The following is a 21683-nucleotide window of genomic DNA, read 5'->3' as shown; positions in this document are numbered from 1 at the left end:
TAGGAGCTCATGGCAACCATCAAACAAGTGGCGCAGGTGGCCGGTGTATCGTTTACCACCGTGTCCCACGTCCTCAACAATACGCGCCCCGTCAGCGACGAGGCGCGCGCCGCCGTGCTGGCGGCGGCCGAACAATTGCATTACGTGCCCAGCGCGCTGGCGCGCTCCTTGCGCAGCCGCAGCACGGGCACCATCGGCCTGATCATTACCAACAATACGAATCCGTATTTCTCGGAAGTGGCGCGCGGCATCGAAGACAGCTGCTATGCGGCCGGCTATAGCGTGATCCTGTGCAATTCCGATGACGACCCGGTCAAGCAGCGCGAGTACCTGAACGTGCTGCTGACCAAGCGCTGCGATGGCTTGATCCTGTCGGCCCTGGCCGACAGCGATGGCGCCTTGCTGCGCAAGATGAAAGTACCGGCCGTGCTGCTGGACCGCGCTCCGAACGATTTATCGATCGACGCGGTGGCGGTCGACAACCGCGCCGGTGGCGTGCTGGCCGCACAGCACTTGCTGGAACTGGGGCGGCGCCGCATCGCCTGCATCGCCGGCCCGCGTGAAGTAACGATTTCCAATGAGCGCATCGCCGGCGCGCGTTTCGCCATGCAGGCAGCGGGACTGCCCCTGATTGATACGCTATGCCGCCATGCCGATTTCACCAGCGCCGGTGGTTACGCCGCCGCGCTGGACTTGCTGGCGCTGCCCGCCGGCCAGCATCCGGACGCCGTCTTTTGCTGTAATGACTTGATGGCCATCGGCGTGCTGCGCGCCGCCGCTGAACTGGGCATCAGCGTGCCCGGCCAACTGGCGATAGTCGGTTTCGATGATATCGACCTGGCCAGTTTCGTGTATCCGGCGCTTAGCAGCGTGGCGCAAAACACGCGCGAGCTGGGCCGTGTCACGGCGCGCTTTTTGCTGGCGCGCATCACCGAACCGGGCTTGCCGCGCCAGCAGCGCAGCATGGCGCCCGTGCTGCAGGTGCGCGGTTCCAGCGCCGCAGCTCCGGTGGCGCCTTCCCCTTTAAATGAAACAACTGAATTGACAGGACAAACACCATGATCGTGGTTATCGGCAGTATCAATATGGACCTGGTCTTGCGCGTGCCGCGCATGCCGCTTCCCGGCGAAACCCTGACGGGCGGCGCCTTCCGTACCATTCCTGGCGGCAAGGGCGCCAACCAGGCCGTGGCTTGCGCCCGCCTGAGCGGCAAGCTCGAAGCCGGTGGCCAGCAAGTGGCGATGGTCGGCTGCGTGGGCGATGACGCCTTTGGCGCCACCCTGCGCGCAGCGCTGCGCAGCGATGGCATCATCGATAGCCATATCACGACCTTGCCCGGCGTGGCTTCGGGCATCGCTTCCATCCTGGTCGATGACAATGGCCAGAACAGCATCGTGATCGCCGGTGGCGCGAATGACTTGCTGAGCCCCGCGCACATTGATGCGGCGCAAGACTTGATCGCCCAGGCCGACATCGTGGTGCTGCAGCTGGAAACGCCCATGGCCACCGTGGAGCACGCGATCAAGCTGGCCCGCTCGCTGGGCAAGACGGTGGTGCTCAATCCGGCGCCAGCCGCGCAGGTGCCGGCCGGCTTGCTGGAACTGGTCGACTACCTGATCCCGAATGAAATCGAAGCGGCCATGCTGACTGGCGTCGACAGCAGCGACGCGAGTGTCCTCGCGCGTGCCTTGCAACAGCAGGGCAGCGACAACGTCATCATCACGCTGGGCGCCAAAGGTGCGCACGCCGCCCTGTATGGCGGCGATGTTGATTTCCCGGCTGAAGCCGTCAAGGCCGTCGACACCACCGCCGCCGGCGACACCTTCATCGGCGGTTTCGTGGCCGGCCTGGCCTCGGGCATGGATGAAGCCGAAGCGATTGCGCAAGGCCAGCGCGCTGCCGCCTGGAGCGTCACCAAGCCCGGTGCACAGACCTCGATTCCCCACCTGCACGAATTATTTTAAGTTGACGGCCATGAAGAAATCACCGCTGCTCAATATCGCCCTGTCGCAACTGATCGCTTCCCTGGGCCATGGCGACATGGTCGTCATCGGCGACGCCGGCCTGCCGTCGCAGCCAGGCGTGCCCCTGATCGACCTGGCCCTGACGCGTGGCATACCTGGTTTTATCGACACGGTGGAAACCGTGCTCAGCGAGATGCAGGTGGAACACCATGTGCTGGCCGAAGAGTTGCCGCAGCACAATCCTGCGATTGCCGGGCAAGTGGCGGCGCTGAACTTGCCTGATGCGCGCCAGTTATCGCATGAAGAGTTCAAGCAGCTGAGCAAGCGAGCCCGCGCCATCGTGCGCACCGGTGAATGCACGCCCTACGCCAACGTGATTCTGGTGGCCGGCGTGGTGTTTTAAAGCCAGTTCCCAGGGCGGCGCCTGGCGTCCGCCCCGGAATAGCGGCATCTGCCACAATGGGCCTCCTTTTCCTATGGAGGTGCACCATGAGTATTCTCGGCAATATCTTCAACAAAATATTCCACCGCACGCCAGACGCTGCCGCCACGCCAGCTGCAACCCCGGCAGCGGCGCCTGCTGCTCCAGCGGCCGCTCCGGCGGCGGCACCGGCCGCTGCACCCGTTGCCATCACCGAAGTCGATGTGGAAGTGGTGCTCAACGGCCTGGCGCAAAAGAATGCGCAGCAGCTCAATTGGCGCACATCGATCGTCGATCTCTTGAAATTGCTCGATCTCGACAGCAGCCTGGCCGCGCGCAAGGAATTGGCCGGCGAACTGCATTTCAGCGGCGACACCAATGACTCCGCGTCCATGAATATCTGGCTGCATAAACAGGTCATGATCAAGCTGGCGGCTAACGGCGGCAAGGTGCCCGCCGATCTCCAGGCTTAAGCCAGGTCAACCGCAGCGGGCCATCGCGCCCGCTGCTATCCAATTTTCCCGGAACAGCGATAATATCGCTATCCTTATGCGGTAGCGATAGTCAAAACGTATCAAAACTATTGTTACAATCAATTTTGCATATGGAAAAAAAATCCGTACACTAGCATTTATCGATTCACCACCCACGAGGAAACTACAATGTCTCTGATCAATACCCAAGTTAAACCATTCAAAGCCACCGCTTACCAAAATGGCAAATTCATCGATGTATCCGAAGAGTCCCTGAAAGGCAAATGGTCGGTATTCGTGTTCTACCCAGCCGACTTCACTTTCGTTTGCCCAACCGAACTGGAAGATCTGGCCGACAACTACGCTGAATTCCAAAAACTGGGCGTTGAAGTTTACGGTATCTCGACCGACACCCACTTCGCGCACAAAGCATGGCACGACACCTCGGACGCGATCAAGAAAGTGCAATACCCACTGATCGGCGACCCAACCACCGTGCTGTCGCGTAACTTCGAAGTGCTGATCGAAGAAGAAGGCCTGGCACTGCGCGGCACCTTCGTCATCAATCCAGACGGCTTCATCAAAGTACTGGAAGTGCATGACAACGGCATCGGCCGTGACGCTTCGGAACTGCTGCGCAAAGTTAAAGCAGCGCAATACGTTGCTGCTCACCCAGGCGAAGTTTGCCCAGCTAAATGGACCGAAGGCGCAGCTACCCTGACCCCATCGCTGGACCTGGTAGGCAAGATCTAAGTTGTAAGTAATTAGTAGTCGATGCCGGACCGGTCTGTCCGTTCCGGCATCAGTTACCCGCAGTAGTGTTGCTGCAGAAAAATAAGGAAGGAAGTCGATCATGTTAGATGCCACTCTCAAAACCCAGTTGAAAGCCTATTTGGAAAAGGTCGTGCAGCCGATTGAGATCGTCGCGTCTCTCGATGACAGTGCCAAGGCCCGTGAAATGCAGCAACTGCTCCAGGAAATTACCCTGTTGAGCGAGCGCATTACGCTGGTGGAACGCCGCGACGACCAGGAACGCACACCGTCGTTCAGTATCAACCGCCCAGGCACCGACATCGGCGTGCGTTTCGCCGGCATCCCGCTGGGCCATGAATTTACTTCGCTGGTGCTGGCGCTGCTGCAAGTAGGTGGCCACACCATCAAATTCGACGATGCCGTGATCGAGCAGATCCGCAACCTTGAAGGCGATTACGAATTTGAAACGTTTATTTCGCTGAGCTGCCATAACTGCCCGGAAGTGGTGCAGGCGCTCAACGCCATGTCGGTGATTAACCCGCGCATCAAGGTCACCACCATCGATGGCGGCGTGTTCCCGAAAGAAGTCGAAGCACGCCAGATCATGGCCGTTCCGATGATGTTCCTCAATGGTGAACACTTTGGCCAGGGCCGCACCAATGTCGAGGAAATCCTCGCCAAGCTGGACACGAACGCCGGCGTACGCCAGGCGGCAGCGTTGAGCAAAAAAGACGTGTTTGACGTGCTGATCGTCGGCGGCGGCCCTGCCGGTGCGGCAGCGGCCATCTACGCTGCCCGCAAAGGCATCAAGACCGGCGTGCTGGCCGAACGTTTCGGCGGCCAGGTGCTCGACACCATGGCGATTGAAAACTTTATTTCGATCAAGGAAACCGATGGCCCTAAATTTGCCGTGGCGCTGGAACAGCACGTCAAGCAATACGAAGTGGACATCATGAATACCCAGCGCGCTGCCAAGCTAACGCCAGGCAAGCTAATTGAAATCCAGACGGCCAGCGGCGCCGTGCTGAAAAGCAAAACCGTTATCCTGGCCACCGGCGCCCGCTGGCGCGAAATCAATGTGCCGGGCGAGAAGGAATACCGCAACCGTGGTGTTGCCTACTGCCCGCACTGCGACGGTCCTTTGTTCAAGGGCAAGCGCGTCTCCGTGATTGGCGGCGGCAACTCGGGTGTGGAAGCGGCGATTGACCTGGCTGGCCTGGTCAAGCACGTGACCCTGATCGAATACGGCGATCAATTGCGTGCCGATGAAGTGCTGCAACGCAAGCTGCGCAGCTTGCCAAACGTGACCGTGATCATGTCGGCGCAAACCACCGAAATCCACGGTGACGGCAAGATCGTCAATGGCCTGAGCTACAAGGACCGGGTCAGCGGCGAAACGAAGAAAGTGGAACTGGAAGGCGTGTTCGTGCAAATCGGCCTGGTGCCGAACACCGAATGGCTGAAAGGCACTTTGTCGCTGTCGCGTCATGGTGAAATCGAAGTCGATGCCCGTGGCCAGACCTCGATCCCCGGCGTGTTCGCTGCCGGCGACGTGACGACCGTGCCGTACAAGCAGATCATCATCGCCACCGGCGAAGGCGCCAAGGCTGCCCTGTCCGCCTTCGACCACCTGATCCGCTCCGGCGACGATGAAGTGGTGGAAGAGTCGGCGGCCAAAGAAGCGCTGACTGCCTAAGCTCTGCGCTTGTAAAAAACCGGAACCGCCGCAAGGCCGTTCCGGTTTTTTTACATTTTGAATGTCAGCGCCATCCGTATATTGCGGCCTTCGCCGTAGTACGAGGAATTCGAATTGACCTGGTAGCGCTTGTCGAACAGGTTATTCAGGTTCACCGACACGCCTACCGTCTGGTTGAAGGCATATTGCAGCATCGCATCGGCCAGCACATAACTGCCCTGGCGGATGATGGGGTCGCCCGGCAAAGCCAGGTAAGACATATCGGACCAGGTATGGTTTTGCCAGCGCAAGCCACCACCCACGTTCAGACCACCTGCACCGGCGCCGCCGAACTGCGGCAAGCGGTAGCTGCTGAACAGTTTCAAGGTGCTTTGCGGCACTTCCGTATTGAGTTGCTTGCCATCGGCGTCGGCGCTCATATTGCGCGCGAAACCGGCCATGCCTTGCCAGTTGTGTGCCAGCTGTCCCGCCACTTCCAGTTCCAGGCCACGGCTGCTGGTACCCGAGGCGGCGCGGTAGGCTTGCGAGCCGTCCGGAGCAAACGCGCCGGGAATCGAGACGGCAAAGTTGTCCTGCCTGGTCTTGTACACGGCGGCGCTGACGTTAAGCTTGCTGTCCATCAGCGCGCCTTTTATTCCAGTCTCGTAGCTGTTGCCCAGCTGGGGATCGAGGTAGCGGCCATCGGCGCCCATATTGTTTTGCGGCTGGAAGATATTCGTGTAACTGCCATACACCGACCAGTCGCGGCTGATGTCGTAGACCAGGCCCGCATACGGCGTGACTTCGCCCGTTTCCTGGCGGTAGCTGCTGTCGGTCGTAGCCGTATCATAGGCGGTTTCCGACTGCGAACGTTTCCAGCTGGTCACGCGCGTACCGAGTATCAGCGCCAGCCTATCGCTGGCCTTGATGCGCGCCGTGGCATAGAGGCTGTTGCTGCGCTCGCTGGAATGGATGTCGCTGATCGGTGGATTGTTCGGTTGCACCGGCGTATTGCCATCCCAGCTAACAATATTGTCGATGGCGCTGTTCCAGCCCTCGAAGGACCAGCGGCCGTGGCCTTGCGTGTCATTGCGCGTGCGTGAACTGGTGGCGCCCAGCACCAGTTCGTGGCGCCGGCCGAACAACTCCACCGGGCCGCTCGCGTAGACATCCAGCGTATCTTGCACGGGCTTGCCTGCCCACAGCGCTGACCACAGGCTGACGCCCTTGCCCGTAGCCTTGTCGATGCCGAATTCATCGGTCCAGCCCGGCACTTCCGTGTAGTTGCTGCCGTCGCGCGTGAGGGTGGCCTTGCTGCGCCAGCCGCTGCCGAACTGGTGTTCCAGGCTGGCAAAATAACTGCGGTTTTCACGCTCGGTTGAAGCCCAGCGCGCGCCCGAGGAATCGGAGCGGCGCCAGTGCGTGCGCGTACCATCCGTGTAAAAGAAGGGACGGCCCGAACGCCCTACACCGCTGGCTTCATAGTCTTGCCAGGCAAAGCCCAGGGTGGCCAGGGTGGTGGGCGACAAGTCCGCCTCCATGATGCCGTACAGCACCTTGCGTTTCTCTTTTTCATAGTCGACCTGCGACTGGTTGTCTTGCGCAGCGGCCACCAGGCGCGCGCGCACCGTGCGCGCTTCATTGACAGGGCCGGACACATCGGCCTCGCCACGGCGGTAATCCCAGGTGCCGCCGCTCAGCTTGACGCTAGCCTGCAAGCCGGCCGTGGGGCGCTTGCGCACCAGGTTGATGCTGGCGCCCGGCGTGCCCAGGCCATTCATCAGGCCGGTGGCGCCGCGCACCACTTCGGCGCGGTCGTAGATCACCATGTCGTTGGTCTGGAAGATGCCCACGTAATCGGTAAACAGGCGCGCCACGCCATCGATCTGCATGTTTTGCACGCGTTCGCCGCGCGCAAAAAAGCCGTTGGTGTCGCTGCCCGATGGGCCGTACTGGACAAAGGTCAGGCCCGTGGTGCGCTTGACCAGGTCTTCCTGCAACACGATGTTCTGTTCATCCATCTGCTGGCGCGTGACCACGCTGACCGATTGCGGCGTTTCACGGATGGACAGCGCCAGGCGGGTAGCCGTCTGCATCGAATCCGTGGTGTAGGAAGCGCGTCCTTCCGTGGTGCCGTCACGTTCCTGCGCCGCGCTGACGGTGACGGGCGCCATGGTCTTTTCCGGCGCGCTGGCAGTGCCTTCGCGCACGATCACGTCATTGCCTTGCACTTGCGCCACCAGGCCGGTACCGGCCAGCAAGCGCGTCAAAGCCTGGCGTGCCGACAACTGGCCCGCTACCGCTGGCGCCTGCTTGCCTGCCACCAGGTCGGGGCGCACCATCAATTGCAGGCTGGCCTGGCGCGCCAGGGCGTTCAGGGCCGTACCCAGCGGCTGGGCTGGCAGGGAAACGCTGACCACGGGCTCGGCAGCGAGTGCTGTCTGGGCCTGCAGCTGCGGCGTGGCGCCGATGGCGGCCAGGGCGATGGCCAGGGTGAGGGGGGCAAGGCGACGGCGGTGCAACGAGGTACGCAAACTGGACATCTATCGTTCTCCAAAGGATCATAAACAAGAATCATTACCAATGAAGACGCATCAGCTGCCAAACAGTTGAGGTCAGCTGCAAAGATTTTTAAGGTGCGGCCGAAATGACGGTGACCGGGCCTTCTTCATGCAGGCGCAGTGGCAGCACTTGCGGCAGGGCGCGGCGGAACGAGGCCACTTCGCGCAGATTGAAACTGCCATTCAGGCGCAGTTCACCCAGGGCCGGGTCGGCCAGCAGCAAACCGGTAGGGCCATAGCGTTCGAATTCGGCCAGGGCCAGGCGCAGCGGGGTGTTGTTGAAATGCGCGCGGCCTTCGCGCCATAGCAGGGCGTCTTCCGGCGCCATGCGCTCAAGCGGCCCCAGCTGGCCCGAGGCATCGCTGCGCACGGCCTGGCCCGCTGTCAGTTCCAGCGCTGCGCCGCTGCCCGCCACCCTGACCTTGCCGTGTTCGACCTGCACGCTGGCGCCGTCGCCCAGCAAGCCGCCATGCGTGTGGCGCACGCTGAAGCGCGTGCCCACTACGCTCACGTGCACGGGGCCGGCCAGCACCTCGAAGGGGCGCGTCTTGTCGGGCGCGACGGAAAACATGGCCTGGCCTTCCGGCAGGCGTACTTCGCGCCGCTGGCGGTACAAGGTGACGTCGGCGCGGGTGGCGGTGTCCAGGCGCAAACTACTGCCATCGGGTAATTCCACCACCAGTTGCTGACCGCGCGCACTGGCAAAGCTGGCGCTGTAAATCGGCTGCTGTAGCCAGTATTGCCAGCCGCCTATTAATGCGGCGCAGGCCAGGGCGGCGCCAGCCAGCTGCGGTGTAAAGTTCAACCAGGCAAAACGCTGGCGTGGTGCTGATACCGGGGCCGCAGGACGCAGGCGCGCGATAGTCGCCGGTGACAATGCGTCCAGGCCATCCCAGGCACGGGCCAGTTGCGCGTAGGCAGTCGCGTGCGCTGCGCTGCTGGCTAACCATTGCTGGAATAGGGCTTCGTCGTGCGCATCGATGCCCTCCTGGCGGCGCACCAGCCAGCCGGCTGCCTGTACATCGAGCTCGGCCTGTTGCGACAGGTAGTCGGCGCTGTCTTGCATTTCAACAGGCTTATTCATGACTGCCTACCTTTGATGCGTGCTTCGACCGCCTTGCAGCTGAGCACGCCGCGCATCACGTGCTGGGCTACCATATTGCGCGAAATACCCATCTTGTCTGCCACCTGCTGATGCGACAAGCCATCGAAACGGTTCAGGATAAAAGCCTCGCGGCAACGCGGCGGCAAGGCTTCGATAGCGCTGGCGATGGCGGTCGCATATTCCTCATAGGCATAGATTTCTTCCGGCTGCGCATGTGCAGGGGCAGCTGGCTGCTGCGTTTCCAGCAGGCTGTCGAGATCGTGGTGGTCGCGCACGGCCGCGCGGCGGTGGCCATCGATCAGCAAACGGCGCGCCGTCTGGTGCAGCAGGGCGCGTGGCTCGGCGATGGCCTGCCCAGCGCGCTGCATGCTCAGGTAGCGCGCATAGCTTTCCTGGACCACATCGGCCGCCGCCGCCCGGTCCTTCAGGGTGCGCAGGCAAAAGTTCAGCAGTTCTCGGTAATAGCGTGCAACCACAGGGGACAGTCGGCAGAGGGGAAGGCGTAACGGCGGATAGATTGCTAACCTGACCGTAAATGATAATGATTCTCATTGTATCAGCGTGTCCCTTGCCTTGTCGACACGCTTCCCCGACGCTGTTGCTTTTAGGCTAGCGTGTCAGCCGCCTCTCAGCTACCTCTCAGCTACCCGAATACAGGGGATTGCTGGCCACATACACCAGGATATCTTCGGTGGACATCTCTTTCGGTGCGATCTCGGCCAGAGGGAAGACGGTGGTATTGCTGTAGGTTTGCACATTCCAGCTGAAGCGCTGCTGGCCGACCACGATGGTGACTGTCTCGCCACGGGTGACATTGATGGCCTTTTCGCCGGGTGCAACCGTGATGGTGCGCGTGGCGGCTGCCTGGCTGGCGGGGCTGCCATAGTCGGCGGTGCCCGTCGGGTCGCTTGCAAAGGCGTTGGCGCCAAATGCCAGGCTCAGGCTCAAGGCGGCCAGGACGGCGCTAGTGAATCGCAACATGCTGTTCTCCAGATAGATCGATGCAGGGTTGCACCGTTACGCCATATCGCCAGGATCGCCAGCGGGGCGCAGACGGCATCGTACCTGTTCTATGGCTGGACGGCAAAGCCTGGGTATAAAAGCGACAGTTCCAGGGTCGCCGCCAGCGGCACTTGCGGTTCCACATGGCTGGTCAGCACGATGCACTGGCGGGCCAGGCGCTGCGGTTCGGACAGGCGCTGGCGCAAATAGGCCATGGCGCTGGCGTCGAGGCCGTTGAACGGTTCATCGATCAGCAGCAAACGCACGGGCAAGGCGAGGGCCAGGGCCAGCTGCAATTTTTTATGCTGGCCCAGCGACAGTGCGGTGATGCTTTGCTGCAAGGTCGACGTCATGGCAAATGCGCTTAGTTCATCGTTCAGCAGTCCCTTGTCGCTGCCCGGATACAGGGCCAGGTGCAGGTCGAGAAATTCGTGTACTTGCAGCCAGGGCAGGGCCGGCGTGTCGCCGCCGCAATAAAAAGCCTGGGCGCGGTAAGCCAGCGGCTGGCGGCTGCTATCGATATCGTCCAGGCGTATGGTCCCGCGCGCAGGCTGCAGGGCACCGCCCGCCAGTTTCAGCAGGGTGGTCTTGCCGGCGCCATTGGCGCCGCGCAGCCAGGTGATGCCGGGACCGAACTGCCGGCTGAAGCGCTGAAAGACGCTGTGCGTGGCGAAATGAAAATCGAGCTGCTCGACATGCAGCACGGGAGTAGACAGATTCAATTCCATAATTCGCTTCCGATGGCGCTCAAGGCAAGGATGGAGAAGACGACCAGCGCGACTCTGCCCCGCGCCGTCAGGCGGGGCAAGCCGGCGATGGCCAGCAGGGACATCGCAGAGACGATGGCATACACCATCGGCACGCGGCGCTGCAAGGCGCTCGCATCGGCCCAGTGCAATACCAGGCCGGCGGCCAGCAGCACGGCCAGGCCCGGCAGCAGGCTGAAGGCGCAGGCCAGCAGGGTCAAGGGCTTGCTGGCGATGGGCCAGGCGTCCAGCGATGGGCGCAGCACGGCGATCTGTTCGCGCACGGCCTTGTCGCCACGGTCCGTCAAAATGATCAGGCTGGCGCTGGCCAGCAAGCCCAGCAATGGGCCTGGCACGACCGGCGCGCGCAGCAGCCAGGCCAGCATGCTGGCGACAGTGCCGGCCAGCAGCAGGCTTTGCTGCATACCGGTCACATTCTCATTGCGCCAGAATGGCAGCCAGAACAAACGCCGCCACAGGAACACGGTGCGCCAGCGCGGGGTATGCGGTACATACACGCTGGCGGTTTGCTCCTGCGCCTGTTGCACAGGACGGGGAGCGCGCATGCGCAAGGTCAATATGCAAGCCGATAGCAGCCAGGCCAGCAGCCAGACGGCCAGATTGATGGCAATGCCTGGCACCAGGACGGCGTGCAGCCAGGCCGGCGACTGCACCAGCCAGACGCCGATCGAAATGGCATAGGCCAAACCCAGCGGCAGCATCAGCATGCCGGCCACCAGCGCATCGGCTGACCAGCGCCGGCGCGGCGCCACGGGCAGCTGGCGCAGCCAGGATGCGATGGAGCCGGGCAACAAGCGCTTGCGCAGCAGCCAGGCGGGCAGGCTGGTCACCAGTATTTGGGCGGCCAATAATCCCAGCGCGGTGGGCCTGGGCAGGGTGGGCGCCATCAGGCCTGGCAGTGCCATTACGCTCAGCAGGCCCAGCAATACTGGTCCGGCCAGCAGCACGAAAATTTCCACGGAGCTGGTCAGGCTGGCGATAAATTGCAGCAGCGCATGATGGGCCAGGCGCAGGCGCAGGGCGATATAGGGATGAGTACTGCGAGGCAAGCGCATTGTGGGAGTCAGGTAGGCGGAGTGGGCAGATTCTAGCAGTGAATTTCTGGTGCTGAAATGGGAAAAGCCCTTCGGTTCAGAGAACCAAAGGGCTTTTCTTTTATTGGCGGAGCGGACGGGACTCGAACCCGCGACCCCCGACGTGACAGGCCGGTATTCTAACCAACTGAACTACCACTCCAAGCTCGTATGATCTGTATTGCTGATCCATGAAGCACTGGATAATTTTCTGTTTGGTGGGTGCTGAGAGGCTCGAACTCCCGACCTACGCCTTGTAAGGGCGCCGCTCTACCAACTGAGCTAAGCACCCGCTATATCCCAGAAAACTATCCCGACGTTTGTCACCACGTCTGGAAGAGGCACTATTATAGGGAGCCTGTTCCGCTTCTGCAACTGTTCTGCCAGGATTTTTTGCGAAAAAAGTGCATTTTTTTTCAAGATAGGACTGGCGCTCGTATTTCTGGCGCTGAAATGGGAAAAGCCCTTCGGTTCAGAGAACCAAAGGGCTTTTCTTTTATTGGCGGAGCGGACGGGACTCGAACCCGCGACCCCCGACGTGACAGGCCGGTATTCTAACCAACTGAACTACCACTCCAAGCTCGTATGATCTGTATTGCTGATCCATGAAGCACTGGACAGTTTTCTGATTTGGTGGGTGCTGAGAGGCTCGAACTCCCGACCTACGCCTTGTAAGGGCGCCGCTCTACCAACTGAGCTAAGCACCCTATGCTTGACTCAGAAAACTATCCTGACGTTTGTCACCACGTCTGGAAGAGGCGCTATTATAGGACGCTGAAAATCCTGATGCAAGCGCTTTTTTTCATTTGCTAGCAATTTATTCTGTAATGCCCCACTCGGACAGCATCCAGGCGGTATTAAATGCGCCTTCGGCAATCGCGTCATAGCGGCCCGATGCGCCACCATGACCGGCGCCCATATTTGTTTTCAGCAGCAATGGATGGTTGTCGGTCTTGTAGGCGCGCAGCTTGGCCACGTATTTGGCCGGTTCCCAGTACATCACCTGGCTATCGTTCAAGCCCGTCGTCACCAGCATGGCTGGGTAGTTCTTGCGAGCAATGTTGTCGTAAGGCGAGTAGCTGAGCATATAGTCGTAAGCTGCCTTTTCATTCGGATTGCCCCATTCCAGGTATTCGCCGGTGGTTAGCGGCAGGCTGGCGTCCATCATGGTGTTCATCACGTCGACAAACGGCACGGCCGCGTGTACTGCGTGGAACAGTTCCGGGCGCATATTGACGACGGCGCCCATCAGCAGGCCGCCGGCGCTGCCGCCCTGGATGATCAAGCGGTTGGGACTGGTCCATTTTTCGCGCACCAGGTAGTCGGCGCTGTCGATGAAGTCATTGAAGGTGTTTTTCTTCTTCATCAGCATGCCGTCTTCATGCCAGGCTTCGCCCATGTCGGTGCCGCCGCGGATATGCGCCTGCACGTAGATCACGCCACGGTCCAGCAGGCTGAGGCGGGCAATCGAGAAACCGGCTTCGGTGGAAATGCCGTAGGAACCGTAGGAATACAGCAGCAGCGGTGCCGAACCGTCGAGCTTGACGCCTTTCTTGTAGACCACCCACAGCGGCACTTGCACGCCATCGCGCGCTGTCACCCACAGGCGCTGGGTGGTGTAGCGGGAAGCGTCATAACCGCCGACCACTTCCTGCTGTTTCAGCACCGTGCGCTTGCCGTCTTTCATCGACACATCGATGACGGTCGGTGGCGTGACGGGCGATTGATACGACATGCGAAATTGCGTGGCGTTAAATTCCGGCGTGCCGGCCGGGTTGGCCAGGTAGACCGGATCGTCAAATTGCACCGTTTTCCAGTGCTTGCTGGCGAAATCGTAGATGCGCGCGCGGTTCAGGGCACGCGCCTTTTCCATCACCACCAGATAACCCTGGAACACGTCGAGCGATTTGATGACGGCATTCTTGTCATGCGGCACCAGTTCCTTCCAGTGCTGTGGCGCCGACAGGGGCGCGCTGACGACGCGGAAGTTCTTGGCATGCTTGTTGGTGAGGATGTAGAGCTGGCCATCGCGGTGCTCGACGCTGTAGCGGTGGCCTTTTTCACGCGGCAATACCGATGTGAAGACGCCGTTGGGCTGGTCGGTCGGCAGCAAGAAGGTTTCGCTGGTATCGGTGCTGCGCGATTCGAGTACAAAGAATTTCTTGTCGTGCGTGCGGCCCAGGCCGATGGCAAATTGTTCCACTGCTTCGTGGTAAACCTCTTGCGGCGTGCCGCCCAGGGCCAGGCGGAACAGGCGGTCCGAGCGCTTGGTGGTGGCGTCTTCCTGCACCAGCAGCACGGTGGCGTTGTCGGCCGCCCAGGCTAAAGAAGTGACGCGCGGCATGCTGTCGGTCAGCAATTTTCCTGTCTTCAAATCCTTGATATGCAATTCGTACTGGCGAAAGCCGGTGGTGTCGGTGGTGTAAGCGAGCAATTGCTCATTCGGGCTGACGGAAAAGGCGCGCACCGAAAAAAATTTCTGGCCTTCGGCTAATTTGTTTTGATCCAGCAGGATTTCTTCGGCTGCTTGCGCGTCATACGCGCCGTCCGCACCCACGGGGCGGCGGCAATTGATTGCATATTGCTTGCCCGCTTCGGTGCGCGTGTAATAGTAGAAGTTGCCGATACGCACAGGCACGGACAAGTCCACTTCTTGCATGCGGCCCTTGATTTCCGCAAAGACCTTGTCGGCCAGCGGCTGTATAGTCGCCGTCACGGCTGCCGTGTAGGCGTTTTCCGCATTCAGGTAGTCGATCACGGCGGGATCGGTTTTCTTTTGTAACCAGCGGTAATCATCGGTCACGACGGTGCCGTGGCGGGTTTCCTGCCAGGCTGTTTTCGCCGCGACGGGAGGGACGGGGGCATCGGTCGCCAGCGCGGCGGATGGCAAGCCTGACAGCAGCAGGGCGGGCAAAATGGCGGAACAAATCGACAAGCGACGCATGGCGTGATGGGCAATAGACAAGGCAACTCCTTTTAGTGTTGTGCCAAGATTCTAATCTTGCCATTGAGAAAAGCAACCGCTGATCCCCGTCGTGGCCTTGCGCGCCGTTCGTTTCAACTTGCATCCTGCCGCGTTTCAGGTAATACTGTATGCATACACAGTATCTTGCCGCAACCGTCTGCAGGCAGGCTTAACCGCCGCGAGGTGTCCTTGACCACATCTGTCTCTTCCCTTGCTGACGCCCGCCGCGGGGACGCCCGCCGTTGGATAGCCCATCTGGACATGGATGCGTTTTTTGCTTCCGTCGAGTTGCTGAAATATCCGGAATTGCGCGGCCAGCCGGTTGTAATCGGTGGCGGCCGCTTGCAGCAGCCTGTGCTGTTGCCCGATGGCACGCGGCAATATGCCCGCATGCGCGATTACGCCGGGCGCGGCGTGGTCACCACCTCCACCTATGAGGCGCGGGCCTTTGGCGTGTTTTCCGCCATGGGCATCATGAAGGCGGCCAAGCTGGCGCCGGACAGCATTTTATTACCGGCCGATTTCGAGGCTTACCGCGAATATTCGGCGCGCTTCAAGCAAGCCGTGGCCAATCTTGCGCCCGTGATTCAAAACGTGGGCATCGACGAGATTTATATCGACCTGACCGACCATGGCGAACAAGCGCCTGCCATGGCCGCCCGCTTGAAGGCGGCCGTGTTCGAGGCGACGGGCTTGTCGTGTTCGATCGGCCTGGCACCGAATAAACTGCTGGCGAAAATCTGTTCCGACCTGGAAAAACCGAATGGCTTGACCATTTTGCATCCGGAAGATGTGGCGACACGGGTCTGGCCCTTGCCGGCAAAAAAGATCAATGGCATCGGTCCCAAGGCCACCGCCAAGCTCGAGGCGCTGGGTGTCAATACCATCGGCGAGCTGGCGCAAGCCGATATGGGCATGCTGCGCACCCAATTTGGCGACCTGTACACGAGCTGGCTGTGCCAGGCGGCGCAGGGTATCGATGAGCGGCCCGTGCAGACCAGCCGCGAAACCAAGTCGGTCAGCCGCGAAACGACGTTCGAGCGCGATCTGCAGGTGGTGCGCGACCGCGCCATGTTGTCGGAAAAGCTGGAAAGCCTGTGCACGCGGGTGGCGGGCGACCTGGACAAGCAAGCGCTGGCGGGGCGCACGGTGGGCATCAAGCTGCGCTTCGAGGATTTCAGCACGGTGACGCGCGACATCACCTTGCCCAGCGCGACAGCGGACGCGGCTGCCATCCTGCGCGCCAGCCGTGATTGTTTAAAGCGCGTGCCCTTCGAGAAAAAAATTCGTTTGCTGGGTGTGCGCATCTCGACCTTGTGCGATCCTGCGCTACAAATACAGCAAGCGCGGCAAGTACCGGCGCAGGCGGAGCTATTCCCCGCCCTGTAGCGGCATTAATCCCTTATTGCATGTGAAAAAAGCACCGCGCCAGACCGCGCCTTTGACGGCATCGCCATGTCAAAAGTGTAGAATGGCGTTCCCTTGGCACTACTGAAACAAACGGAAGACAAAAACTATGTGGTTCAAGAATCTTCAGATTTACCGCCTGCCCGCACCGTGGGCTTATACGCCAGAACAACTGGAAGAGGCATTGGCCTCGAACAAATTTACACCGGCGACCAGCATGGATCTGATGCGCCAGGGCTGGGATACGCCGCGCCCTAACGGTGGCCTGGTTCACGTGGTGAACAAGCAGATGCTGATCTTGCTGGGGACAGAAAAGAAACTGTTGCCAGCGACTGTGATCAACCAGGTCGCCAAGGCCCGCGCCGCTGAAATGGAAGAAGCGCAAGGTTTTGCACCGGGCAAGAAAGCCATGAAGGAATTGAAAGAACGCGTGGCCGACGAGTTGCTGCCGCGCGCTTTCAGCATCCGCAGCAATGTGTGGACCTGGATCGACCCCGTCAATGGCTGGCTGGTAGTCGATGCCGCCAGCCCGGCCAAGGCGGACGAAGTCATCAAGCTGCTGCTGAAAGCCGTCGACAAATTGCCGCTGGAAAGCCTGCGCGTGCAGCGCTCGCCAGTGGCGGTGATGACGGAGTGGCTGCAAGCGGACGACGCGCCTGCCGGTTTCACGGTGGACATGGATACCGAATTGCGCGCCACGGGCGAAAGCAAGGCCACCGTGCGCTATGTACGCCACACGCTGGAAGCGGACGATGTGCGCCGCCATATCGCAGCCGGCAAGCAATGCACGCGCCTGGCCATGACCTGGAACGACAAGATTTCGTTCGTGCTGACCGAGTCCTTGGCCATCAAGAGCGTCAAGCCGCTCGACGTGATCAAGGAAACGGAATCGAGCACCAAGAACGACGAAGAACGTTTCGACGGCGACCTGATGCTGATGACGGGCGAGTTGAGCAAGTTGATGGCCGACGTGGTCGCAGCACTGGGCGGCGAAGCGACGGCTTAAGTCTTCAGTTTAAACCAGTCAGTACTGACGGCCCGGTGGCATGATGCACCGGGCCGTTTTTACATTAAAAAAGCCCGCCGGTAGCGGGCTGGCCTCAGTATTAAAAAGTGAAAATCAAGCAGCGTGCCGGCCTGATTTTCTGCGGCGTGCCACGAAACCCAGCAGGCCGAGGCCGGCCAGCAGCATGGCGTAGCTTCCCGGTTCAGGCACGGCTGCCACCGGTGAAACGAAGTTGCCGGTAAAGGTAGAATAATTGCCGTACTGGCTGCTGGTAGATTCTGCCGTCGCAGCGCCGAAGCCGAAATACGTGCTCAGGCCCACAGTGTTATTGCCAACGGCAACATTGCTCAAGGTAATACTGAAGTTCGCTGTCGAGCCTGGCGTGTACACGGATTGCGTATTTTGACCCCACCATGTATAGGCGGCGTAACCCGCTGGCGCCACCAGGTTTTGCGTACCGTTGCCAGCCAGGTCCAGTTGCGCGCTGCTGCCTTGCGACCAGAAGCCGGGTGCACCGTTGTAAGGAGCGGGGGCGGTAGAGCTGACCAGGCTGGCCGTGACGGGCACGAAGATCGTAAAGCCATCGAAGCCGGTCTGGCCGCCGATGCCTTGGTTGTTGTTCAAGACGCTGTAATCGAAAGTCCAGGTATTCACGCCTGCGGCGCTGACCGATGTCGTGACCGTGTATTCATTGGTGAGCGTGGTGGTCGCCTGAGCGGCGCCGCTCAGCGCAAACGCGGCGGCAATCGCAGCCAATTGAAACATTTTTGCAGCCGATGCGTATTTGGTCATGATGGATTCCCGGAAAGGACTGAAGTCGATGAGCAAAATATAGCACTGAAGCGTGGGAAAAAATTGCAATTATGAACAAATATATTGCTTTTTTACTTTCTTCATTTCCTATTGGAAATTAATCACTATTTTGTTTATTTTTATATCAATATTGTCATGGACTTTGTTGTTGCGCTACGACATTGCCGTAACACAACAACCTTGGACAGGGTGCGGCTGTTTTAGAACTTCGCCCTCAGTGCCAGATTGACGGTACGCGGCTGGCCATAGAAGTTCCAGTAATCCGTGTTGCCCGTCGTCTGCATGTATTTTTTATCGAGGGCATTGGCTATATTCAACTGCAGCGTCATGCTTTTGCTCACGTCCAGCACTGCATGCAAGCCCGTCAGGAAGTAGCCGCTTTGCTTGATACGGTAAGCCACGTCTTCATCGGCATCGCTGGTTTGCAGCATGCTGCTCTGGGCATACACGCTGCCGCCGACGCGCAGCCTGTCCATGGCGCCAGGCAGGCGCACATCGCTGGCCACCTTGAATAAATGGCGCGGGAAATCGGTGGCAAAGGGCTGCCCCTGCAGCGCGCCTGCCGCGTAGCTCGACTGGGTATAAGTGTAGCCGGCGCTGATGTTCCAGCTGTCGCTGAGGGCGCCGCTCGCTTCGATGTCGATGCCCGTGCTGCGCACTTTTTCGGCGGCGCGGTAACACGAGAACACCCCCACCGGGCATAGCGCTGTATTGTTGACCAGGTCTGCCCGTCCCGTCTGTTCCGAGCGGAAGACGGCGAGCGCCGTTTGCAGGCGGCGGTCCAGGAATTCGCCTTTCAGGCCCAGCTCATAGTTGCGTCCCGTCATGGGTTTCAGTACGGCGCCATCGATGCCGATATTGCTCTGCGGCTTGAAGATTTCCGTGTAGCTGCCATACGCAGACCAGCTGTCGTTCAGCGTGTGCACCAGGCCGGCATACGGCGTGAATTGGCCGCGCTTGCTGTCGCGCGTCTGCGTGAGCGTACCCGTCTGCGTCATGCGCTCTATCGACATCCAGCTGACGCGGCTACCCAGGATGAATTGCGTCGCGTCTGTCAGGCTGAAGCGTCCTGCGCCATACAGGCCTTGCTGTTTCTGTGTCGTGTTGTACTTCCACATATCGGGGTTGAGTCCGGTCGGCGCGGGCGGGTTGAAGGCGCCCAGGTTGTTCATGTCCAGCAAGTAGTGGTAAGTGCTGTCGCGCCCACCGTGATAGTCGAAATTGTCCGAGCGCGCGCTGGCGCCGGCCACCAGTTCATGCTGGCGGCCGAACAGGGTCAAGGGGCCGCTGACGCTGGCGTCGAGACTGGTTTGTTTGTCGTCATACAGGAAGCCGCGCGGATTCAGGGAAAATACATCGCCTTCCTCGCGTGCCGTGTAGTTGCCCAGGAAGTCAGATTTGGCCAAAAGCACATTGCCTGCCAGTTTGACCTGCCAGCCATCGGCCAGCTGATGCTGCAGATCAGCAAAAATATTCGTATTGCGTTTGTCCAGATGGTTCCACTTGCCCGTCAGCGTGGTGCTGCGCGAGATCGGGTAAAACTTGCCGTCTTCCTGCGTGGGCAGGCCAGACCAGTCGTAAGCGGCATTGCGGTCTTTCTGATAGCTCAGCCCCAAGGTGGCCAGGGTGTGCTTGCCCAGGTCGGCTTCCAGGATGCCGTACAGGATCTGATTGTCCTTGCCGGTATTGTGCATATAGCTGTTGGCGTTGGTCAGTGCCAACACGCTGCGTCCGCGCAGGGTCTTGGCCTCGTTCAGCGGCGAAGAGGCGTCCAGCATGGCGCGGTAGTCCGACCATGAACCCAGCGATGCCGAGACGATGACTTGCCGCTCTTGCGTCGGGCGCTTGCGCAGCATATTGATGGCGGCGGAAGGGTTGCCTGCGCCTTCCAGCAAGCCATTGGCGCCGCGCACGATTTCCACCCGGTCATAGATTTCCGTGGTGGGCTTGTTGATGGCGTCAAAGGAATAGGCATTGCTGATATTGCTTGCGATGCCGTCCACCTGCAGCGTATCGATGGCCTGGCCGCGCGAAAAATACACGGAACGTTCGGCGCCGTTGCGGGTCACTGCCGCACCGGTGGTGGCATGCAGCACGTCGTCGAGGTTTTTCATGCCCTCGTCGTCTATGCGCTGGCGTGTCACCACGGTGACGGACTGTGGCGTGTCGCGCAAGGACAGGTTCAGCCTGGATGCGCTGCTGCTGTTTCTGACCGTATAGGTGCCGCTGGTTTCACCTTGGGCTGCAGGGTAGGCCTCGCCTGTCACCACTACCGGCGCCAGGGTGGCTAAAGGCAGTTTTTGCTGGACCAGCTGGGTGGCCGGGGCAGGACGCAGCGTATAAGTACCATCGGCTGCAATCACCAGTTCCAGTCCGCTTCCCGCCAGGGCCTGGCGCAGCGCTGTCTGCACGCCGTAGTTGCCGGAAATCGCTGGCGCCTGTTTCAGGCGCACCAGTTGCGGATCGTACGACAGCACCACGCCTGCTTGCCTGGCGATCTGTGCCAACGACTTGTCGAGATTGTCGGCGGCGAGGTGGAATGGCAGTTGTATTTCTGTCTGGGCGTATGCCAGGGGCGGGACCGCTGGCAGTGCAAACGCCAGGGCCAGCAAGATACTCAAGGGCCGCAAGCTGCGGCCAGGGATAAAACGCATGACAATCTCCTCAATGGTGGATGGCTATATGGGAGATGTGCGCCGAGCATGGAAAAGCGTCAGTGCCGCAGCAAAAATTATGCAGCGGGCAGGGTGTCGATCAGGGTGAACCAGCGCGTGTAGCGTTTCAGGACGATGGGCGTGGTGTGCAGCAGGGCGCTCAAGGCGCGTTGCGTATCGTCCAGCGGATACAGGCCCGAGATGCGGATGCGGGATGCGGCTGCACTCACTTGCAGCAAGCCGGCCTGGTAAGGCTGTAGCGCGGCAACAAACTCGGCCAGGGGCCGGTCATGCATTTCCAGCAAGCCATCGCGCCACGATGCTGCCGGGCGCAATGCCTGGTCGGGCGGGGCTATCCAGTCCGGGCCGAAGCGTGTGCCCTGCCCGGCTTGCAGCAGGTGCTGGCGCTGGCCTTGCGGGCGTACTTGCAGCGTGTTGCCCAGCGCCACGACCAGGGTGGCTTGCTCTTCCAGCCGCACCATGGCCGGCGCACCCTGCGAGCCTACCTCGCCGTGCCGGGTACGGACGATCAACGGCGTTGTCCGGTTCGCCTGAGGCTGTGCGATCACGGCACCGGCCAGCAAATGGATGGTGCGCTGCCCTGCAGAAAAATCGATATCGGCACGGCTGCGCGCATCCAGCGTCAGCACGCTGCCGTCGGGCAGGGCAAAGTCGCGCCGCTGCGCCGTGTCGGTACTGAGATCGGCGGCCAGATTGGCCAATGGTATTTGCCGGTTCAGCAGCCAGGCGCCGGACGCGCTACCAGCTACGGCTGCGGCACTGAGCAGCACGCGACGCCTGGCCGGCCGCACCAGAGTTGCGCGCAGGCTGCTGCCAGCTTGTGCGAGCGCCGGCTCCAAACGTCCCACGGACTGGGCCATGCCCTGCTGCAGGCGTTGCCACGCCTGTTCGTTTTCGGCTGCCGCGCCGCGCCAGGCATCGCAGTCGCGCTGGTCCTGCTCGCACGCCTCGCCTGAGCTCAGCTTGAGCCACCATGCGATGGCGTCGTTGACCGCCGTACCGATAGGTGCTGGTGGCCGCATG

General features: G+C 60.7%; 18 protein-coding genes and 4 tRNA genes. 8 read left to right on the top strand and 14 right to left on the bottom strand.

The features are described 5' to 3' along the window. Positions 1–9: 9 nt before the first annotated feature. The 6 genes from HDE72_RS13285 to ahpF all read left to right on the top strand — a co-directional run bounded on the left by HDE72_RS13285 (position 10) and on the right by ahpF (position 5307). Positions 10–1062 (top strand): LacI family DNA-binding transcriptional regulator, encoded by a 1053-nt coding sequence (locus tag HDE72_RS13285; protein ID WP_183741542.1) that lies wholly within the window; start codon positions 10–12, stop codon positions 1060–1062. After that, complete coding sequence (gene rbsK, locus HDE72_RS13280) at positions 1059–1964, top strand: ribokinase (RefSeq protein ID WP_183741540.1); 906 nt, start codon at positions 1059–1061, stop codon at positions 1962–1964. Before HDE72_RS13285 ends, rbsK begins: the two co-directional genes overlap by 4 nt. A 10-nt stretch (positions 1965–1974) precedes the next feature. Beyond that, on the top strand, positions 1975–2367 hold the full coding sequence (gene rbsD, locus HDE72_RS13275) for a D-ribose pyranase (protein WP_183741538.1): 393 nt from the start codon (positions 1975–1977) through the stop codon (positions 2365–2367). 86 nt (positions 2368–2453) lie between these two features. Continuing rightward, positions 2454–2858: a DUF3597 domain-containing protein gene (locus HDE72_RS13270; RefSeq protein ID WP_183741536.1), complete on the top strand. Its 405-nt coding sequence runs from the start codon at positions 2454–2456 to the stop codon at positions 2856–2858. A gap of 189 nt (positions 2859–3047) precedes the next feature. Continuing rightward, entirely contained in the window at positions 3048–3611 is a 564-nt protein-coding gene (gene ahpC, locus HDE72_RS13265) for an alkyl hydroperoxide reductase subunit C (RefSeq protein WP_183741534.1), read from the top strand. A 100-nt stretch (positions 3612–3711) separates the two neighbouring features. Further along, a complete protein-coding gene (gene ahpF / locus HDE72_RS13260; protein ID WP_183741532.1) occupies positions 3712–5307 on the top strand; it encodes an alkyl hydroperoxide reductase subunit F in 1596 nt (531 codons plus the stop codon). 50 nt (positions 5308–5357) lie between these two features. On the opposite strand, the gene HDE72_RS13255 is transcribed toward ahpF, so the two are convergent. The 11 genes from HDE72_RS13255 to HDE72_RS13205 form a co-directional block, all read right to left on the bottom strand. Further along, positions 5358–7829 (bottom strand): TonB-dependent siderophore receptor, encoded by a 2472-nt coding sequence (locus tag HDE72_RS13255; protein WP_183741531.1) that lies wholly within the window; start codon positions 7827–7829, stop codon positions 5358–5360. A gap of 88 nt (positions 7830–7917) precedes the next feature. Further along, positions 7918–8931, bottom strand: a complete 1014-nt coding sequence (locus HDE72_RS13250; RefSeq protein WP_260176676.1) for a FecR family protein — start codon at positions 8929–8931, stop codon at positions 7918–7920. Further along, the gene (locus HDE72_RS13245; protein WP_183741529.1) at positions 8928–9428 is read right to left on the bottom strand and encodes an RNA polymerase sigma factor; all 501 of its coding nucleotides are present in this window, start codon (positions 9426–9428) and stop codon (positions 8928–8930) included. The genes HDE72_RS13250 and HDE72_RS13245 overlap by 4 nt, the downstream gene beginning before the upstream one ends. A 163-nt stretch (positions 9429–9591) precedes the next feature. Next, the gene (locus tag HDE72_RS13240; protein ID WP_183741527.1) at positions 9592–9933 is read right to left on the bottom strand and encodes a CzcE family metal-binding protein; all 342 of its coding nucleotides are present in this window, start codon (positions 9931–9933) and stop codon (positions 9592–9594) included. A gap of 89 nt (positions 9934–10022) precedes the next feature. After that, entirely contained in the window at positions 10023–10682 is a 660-nt protein-coding gene (locus HDE72_RS13235; protein ID WP_183741519.1) for an ABC transporter ATP-binding protein, read from the bottom strand. Further along, entirely contained in the window at positions 10673–11770 is a 1098-nt protein-coding gene (locus HDE72_RS13230; protein ID WP_183741517.1) for a hypothetical protein, read from the bottom strand. Before HDE72_RS13230 ends, HDE72_RS13235 begins: the two co-directional genes overlap by 10 nt. Positions 11771–11880: 110 nt before the next feature. Beyond that, a tRNA-Asp gene (locus HDE72_RS13225) sits at positions 11881–11957 on the bottom strand. 53 nt (positions 11958–12010) lie between these two features. Further along, positions 12011–12086 (bottom strand) — tRNA-Val (locus HDE72_RS13220). 208 nt (positions 12087–12294) lie between these two features. Beyond that, positions 12295–12371 (bottom strand) — tRNA-Asp (locus HDE72_RS13215). A gap of 54 nt (positions 12372–12425) precedes the next feature. Beyond that, positions 12426–12501, bottom strand: a tRNA-Val gene (locus HDE72_RS13210). A gap of 110 nt (positions 12502–12611) precedes the next feature. Next, a complete protein-coding gene (locus HDE72_RS13205) occupies positions 12612–14759 on the bottom strand; it encodes a S9 family peptidase (protein WP_260176674.1) in 2148 nt (715 codons plus the stop codon). Positions 14760–14948: 189 nt separating this feature from the next. Here HDE72_RS13205 and dinB point away from each other — a divergent pair, with 189 nt between their 5' ends. Together dinB and HDE72_RS13195 are read left to right on the top strand one after the other, a co-directional pair. Continuing rightward, a complete protein-coding gene (gene dinB, locus HDE72_RS13200) occupies positions 14949–16148 on the top strand; it encodes a DNA polymerase IV (RefSeq protein ID WP_260176673.1) in 1200 nt (399 codons plus the stop codon). A 127-nt stretch (positions 16149–16275) separates the two neighbouring features. Continuing rightward, positions 16276–17172, top strand: coding sequence for a recombination-associated protein RdgC (locus HDE72_RS13195; RefSeq protein ID WP_183741515.1), 897 nt, complete (start codon positions 16276–16278; stop codon positions 17170–17172). A 114-nt stretch (positions 17173–17286) separates the two neighbouring features. Here the strand turns inward: HDE72_RS13195 and HDE72_RS27750 are convergent, their stop codons facing one another. From HDE72_RS27750 to HDE72_RS13180, 3 genes are all read right to left on the bottom strand, one after another. Continuing rightward, positions 17287–17964, bottom strand: coding sequence for a PEP-CTERM sorting domain-containing protein (locus HDE72_RS27750; protein WP_260176672.1), 678 nt, complete (start codon positions 17962–17964; stop codon positions 17287–17289). 221 nt (positions 17965–18185) lie between these two features. Further along, positions 18186–20639, bottom strand: a complete 2454-nt coding sequence (locus HDE72_RS13185; RefSeq protein ID WP_183741513.1) for a TonB-dependent siderophore receptor — start codon at positions 20637–20639, stop codon at positions 18186–18188. A 77-nt stretch (positions 20640–20716) separates the two neighbouring features. Then, positions 20717–21682 (bottom strand): FecR domain-containing protein, encoded by a 966-nt coding sequence (locus tag HDE72_RS13180; protein WP_183741511.1) that lies wholly within the window; start codon positions 21680–21682, stop codon positions 20717–20719. Position 21683 lies beyond the last annotated feature (1 nt).

Source organism: Janthinobacterium saanense (assembly GCF_014200675.1).
GTDB lineage: Bacteria > Pseudomonadota > Gammaproteobacteria > Burkholderiales > Burkholderiaceae_D > Janthinobacterium.
The sequence above is the reverse complement of the archived record's forward strand: the minus strand, read 5'-3'. Positions and strand labels throughout refer to the sequence as shown.